Origin of the sequence: Streptomyces sp. NPDC059456 (assembly GCF_042750055.1) — a bacterium.
Lineage (GTDB): Bacteria > Actinomycetota > Actinomycetes > Streptomycetales > Streptomycetaceae > Streptomyces.
The window spans coordinates 1-4018 of the sequence record NZ_JBHYVA010000645.1 but is presented as its reverse complement, the minus strand read 5'-3'; the positions used below and the strand labels follow the sequence as shown (position 1 = coordinate 4018).

The 4018-nt window shown below is 70.8% G+C and carries 2 protein-coding genes and 1 pseudogene; 2 read left to right on the top strand and 1 reads right to left on the bottom strand.

Translation table 11 applies throughout. The features are described from left to right. Positions 1–935 (bottom strand): annotated as a pseudogene (locus ACFXA3_RS35470) (peptidase S41); the annotation flags it as partial. A gap of 153 nt (positions 936–1088) precedes the next feature. Between ACFXA3_RS35470 and ACFXA3_RS35465 the strand changes: the two are divergent. After that, positions 1089–1679, top strand: a complete 591-nt coding sequence (locus tag ACFXA3_RS35465; protein ID WP_054226666.1) for a TetR/AcrR family transcriptional regulator — start codon at positions 1089–1091, stop codon at positions 1677–1679. Positions 1680–1793: 114 nt separating this feature from the next. Then, positions 1794–3995: an MMPL family transporter gene (locus tag ACFXA3_RS35460; protein ID WP_385193990.1), complete on the top strand. Its 2202-nt coding sequence runs from the start codon at positions 1794–1796 to the stop codon at positions 3993–3995. Positions 3996–4018 lie beyond the last annotated feature (23 nt).

Sequence of the window (4018 nt, the reverse complement as noted above, 5' to 3'; positions counted from 1 at the left end):
CACTCTCTTTTTGGTCGGCCGCGACAGTTTTTTATCAGAGCCGGGCTGGCGGCCGGGACGGGGTCCGCGCGGCGGCGGGGGGGGGGCCCGCCGCGGCCCCGGGCGCGCGGGCGGGGGGCCGCGCCGGCGGACAGCGAGTCGACGAGCCACAGGTCCCCGGCGCACTGGTAGACGACGCGGGTGCCGTCACTGGAGGCGTGCCGGGCGTAGAACTCCTCGTGGTCGGTGTGCCGGCGCAGGTCGGTGCCGTCGGGCAGGCACGAGTACAGGTTGCCGATGCCCTCGTGGTCGGAGAGGAAGGCGATGCGGCCGTCCACGAACATCGGGGCGTCGAGATGGCCCTCGACGTCCTCCAGCAGCTGCTTGCCGTGCAGCCACAGCCGGCCGGTGGCGCCGCCGCGGTAGCGCTTCCATGCGGCGGGCTCGTGCGGGGGCTTGCCGGTCAGCAGCAGGGTGCGACGCTCGCCCCCCGGCTCCTCGTGGACGGCGATGTCGGAGACCGGCCCCCAGGGGAGCTTGCCGCCGGGCGAGCCGTCGGTCGGCACGCTGTAGGCCCAGGCGAAGTACGAGAAGGGCTGGCTGTGCGAGGACACGGCGAGGATGTCGCTGCGCCCGTCCTTGTCGGGCGGGGTCCAGCCGCAGACCCGGGTGTCGGTGGCGCCCCAGTAGCTGAGCTGGCGGGCCGGTCCGCCTTCGACCGGGGCCAGGTGGATCTCGGGGTCGAGGCTGCGCCAGGTCGTGAAGGCGATGTGGCGGCCGTCGGGGGAGAACCGGGGGTGGCCGACCCTGGTCCGGTCGACGGTGATCCGCCAGGCCCGGCCGGGGGTCCGGCCGTCGGGGACCAGCGGGGCGACCCAGAGGTCGTCCTCGGTGGCGAAGCACAGCAGATCGTCGTGGAGGTGCGGGAACCGGAGGTACGCGACGTCGTGACTCACCCCACAATGCTTTCCGCGCCAGGGGGGCCTGGCAACTCGTACAGGTGATCCATGCCACGCCGTCTAGCGAAACGGAACGGTTTCGTTTCGCTTGCGACCGGGGTATCGTCATCGGTGTACGAAACGGTTTCGTTCGGATGGGAGGTGCCGGAGATGTCCGAAGAACTCTCGTCGCGGCGCAGCCGGATCACCCCCGAGCGGGAAGCCGAGCTCCACGAGGCGGTCCTCGACCTCCTCCGCGAGGTCGGCTACGAGGCGCTGACCATGGACGCGGTCGCCGCCCGTACCAAGTCCAGCAAGGCCACCCTCTACCGCCAGTGGGGGAGCAAGCCCGAGCTGGTCGCCAAGGCCCTGCGGTGCACCCAGCCGACCTCCCTGCGGGAGATCGACACGGGTTCGCTGCGCGGCGACTTCCACCGCATGGTCGAGCTCTCCGACAACGCGCAGATGGCGAAGGACACCGCACTGCTGCGGGGCCTCGCCCATGCCGTCCACGAGAGCCCCGAACTGCACCAGGCACTGCGCAGGCTGCTCATGGAGCCGGAGATCTCCGGACTCGACGAGATCCTGCGGCGGGCCGTGGAGCGGGGCGAGGTCGCCCCGGACTGCCCCGCGATCCGCTTCGTGCCGCACATGCTGATCGGCGCCTTCATCGCGTTGCCTCTGATGGAGGACCGCCCCGTGGACCAGGCGTTCCTCGCCGACTTCATCGACTCCGTGGTCTTCCCCGCCCTCGGAGTCTGAGTCCCCGCGACTCCATCCTGCTGCTCCTGACACGCCGCTCTCGTCGTCGGGCCGGCTTTCCACGCCCTGATCCATCCCGGATCCATCCCACGACCTGAACGGGAGACCGCCTCCGTGGCCACCTTCCTCTACCGACTCGGGCGGGGCGCCTTCCGGCGCCGCGGCCTCGTCGCCCTCGTCTGGGTGGCGCTGTTGTTCGCCGCCGGATTCGGCGCGGCGACGGCGGCCGCGCCCACCTCCGGATCGTTCTCGATACCCGGCACGGAGGCCCAGAAGGCCTTCGACGTGCTGGACAAGAAGTTCCCGGGCATGGCCGCCGACGGCGCCACCGCCCGTATCGTCGTCAAGGCGCCCGCGGGCGCCTCGGTCAACGACCCGAAGTACAAGACCGAGGTCGAGAAGATCGTCTCCGGCCTGAAGGACGGCCCGGGCAAGGCCGAGATCGCCTCGGTCACCGATCCGTACCAGGCCCACGCGGTGAGCCAGGACGGCTCCACCGCCTACGTGAGCGTCAAGTACGACGTCACCGGCATGGAGCTGAAGGACGACACGCGCGACGCCCTCAAGGACGTCGGCACCGCGGCGAAGGACGCCGGGCTCACCGTCGAGATCGGCGGCGACGCCCTGATGACGGCCCCCGAGACGGGCTCCGGCGAGATCGTCGGCATCCTGATCGCGGCGATCGTCCTCGTCATCACCTTCGGTTCGCTGGTCGCGGCCGGGCTGCCGCTGCTGACCGCGATCATCGGCGTGGGCATCGGCGTCTCCTCCATCACCGCGCTCGCCAACGTGCTGGACCTCGGCTCCACCACCTCCACCCTCGCGATGATGATCGGCCTTGCGGTCGGCATCGACTACGCGCTCTTCATCGTCTCCCGCTACCGCGTGGAACTCGCCGCGGGCCGCGAGCGGGACGAGGCCGCGGGCCGGGCCGCCGGAACCGCCGGATCCGCCGTCGTCTTCGCCGGTCTCACCGTGGTCATCGCCCTCGTGGGCCTGGCCGTCGTCAACATCCCGATGCTGACCAAGATGGGCTTCGCGGCCGCCGGCACCGTCGTCATCGCCGTCCTCGTCGCCCTGACCCTGGTCCCGGCCATCCTGGGCTTCGCCGGCAAGAAGGTCCTGCCCGCGGGTACGAAGAGCAGGCTGTTCGGCAAGGGCAAGCCCGCCGGTGCCGAGCCCAAGGCCAACGGCGGCACCCGCTGGGCCCGCTTCGTCCTGCGCCGCCCGGTCATGGTGCTCCTCGTCGGCGTCATCGGCCTCGGCGCCATCGCGATCCCGGCGAGCAAGCTGGAGATGGGCCTGCCGGACGACGGCGCCCAGCCGGTCTCCACGACCCAGCGCAAGGCGTACGACCTGCTGTCCGAGGGCTTCGGGCCGGGCTTCAACGGCCCGCTGATGGTGGTCGTCGACGGCGACAAGAAGCTCGCCGACGCGACGGAGGCCCGGATCAAGGGCCTGGAGGGCGTGGCCGCGGTCATGCCGCCGGCCCCGAACGAGGCCGGCGACGCCTCGGTGATCACCGTCATCCCGAAGGACCGCCCGTCCTCGGTGGAGACCGAGGACCTGGTCCACACGATCCGCGACGGCAGCGGCGACGACGTCCTCGTCACCGGCGCCACCGCCATGAACATCGACTTCTCGCAGAAGATGAACGACGCGCTGCTGCCCTACCTGGCGCTCGTGGTCGGCCTCGCCTTCCTGCTGCTGATGGTGGTCTTCCGCTCGGTCCTGGTCCCGCTCAAGGCGGCCCTCGGCTTCCTGCTCTCGGTGGTCGCCGCCCTCGGCGCCGTCGTCGCGGTCTTCCAGTGGGGCTGGCTCGGCTCGGTCTTCGGAGTGGAGCAGACCGGTCCGATCATGAGCATGATGCCGATCTTCATGGTGGGCGTCGTGTTCGGCCTGGCGATGGACTACGAGGTCTTCCTCGTGACCCGGATGCGTGAGGCGTACGTCCACGGCGAGCGCCCGGGCCAGGCCGTCGTGACCGGCTTCCAGTACAGCGCGCGGGTGGTCGTGGCCGCCGCCGTCATCATGATCGCGGTGTTCTCCGGCTTCATCGGCGCCAGCGAGCAGATGATCAAGATGATCGGCTTCGGTCTGGCCATCGCGGTCCTCTTCGACGCGTTCGTCGTCCGCATGACGATCGTCCCGGCGGTGCTCGCACTGCTCGGGCACAAGGCCTGGTGGCTGCCGAAGTGGCTGGACCGGCTGCTGCCGAACGTGGACGTGGAGGGCGAGAGCCTGCGCAAGCACCTCGAAGGCGCCGAGGGCTCCGGCCGGGGCCCGGACAAGGACCGCGAGCTCGTCGACGCCTGATCCCGTCCGCTCCTGATCCCGTC

Coding starts and splice junctions, on each gene's coding strand:
- ACFXA3_RS35465 (WP_054226666.1), top strand. CDS start 1,089: ATGTCCGAAGAACTCTCGTCGCGGCGCAGCCGGATCACCCCCGAGCGG.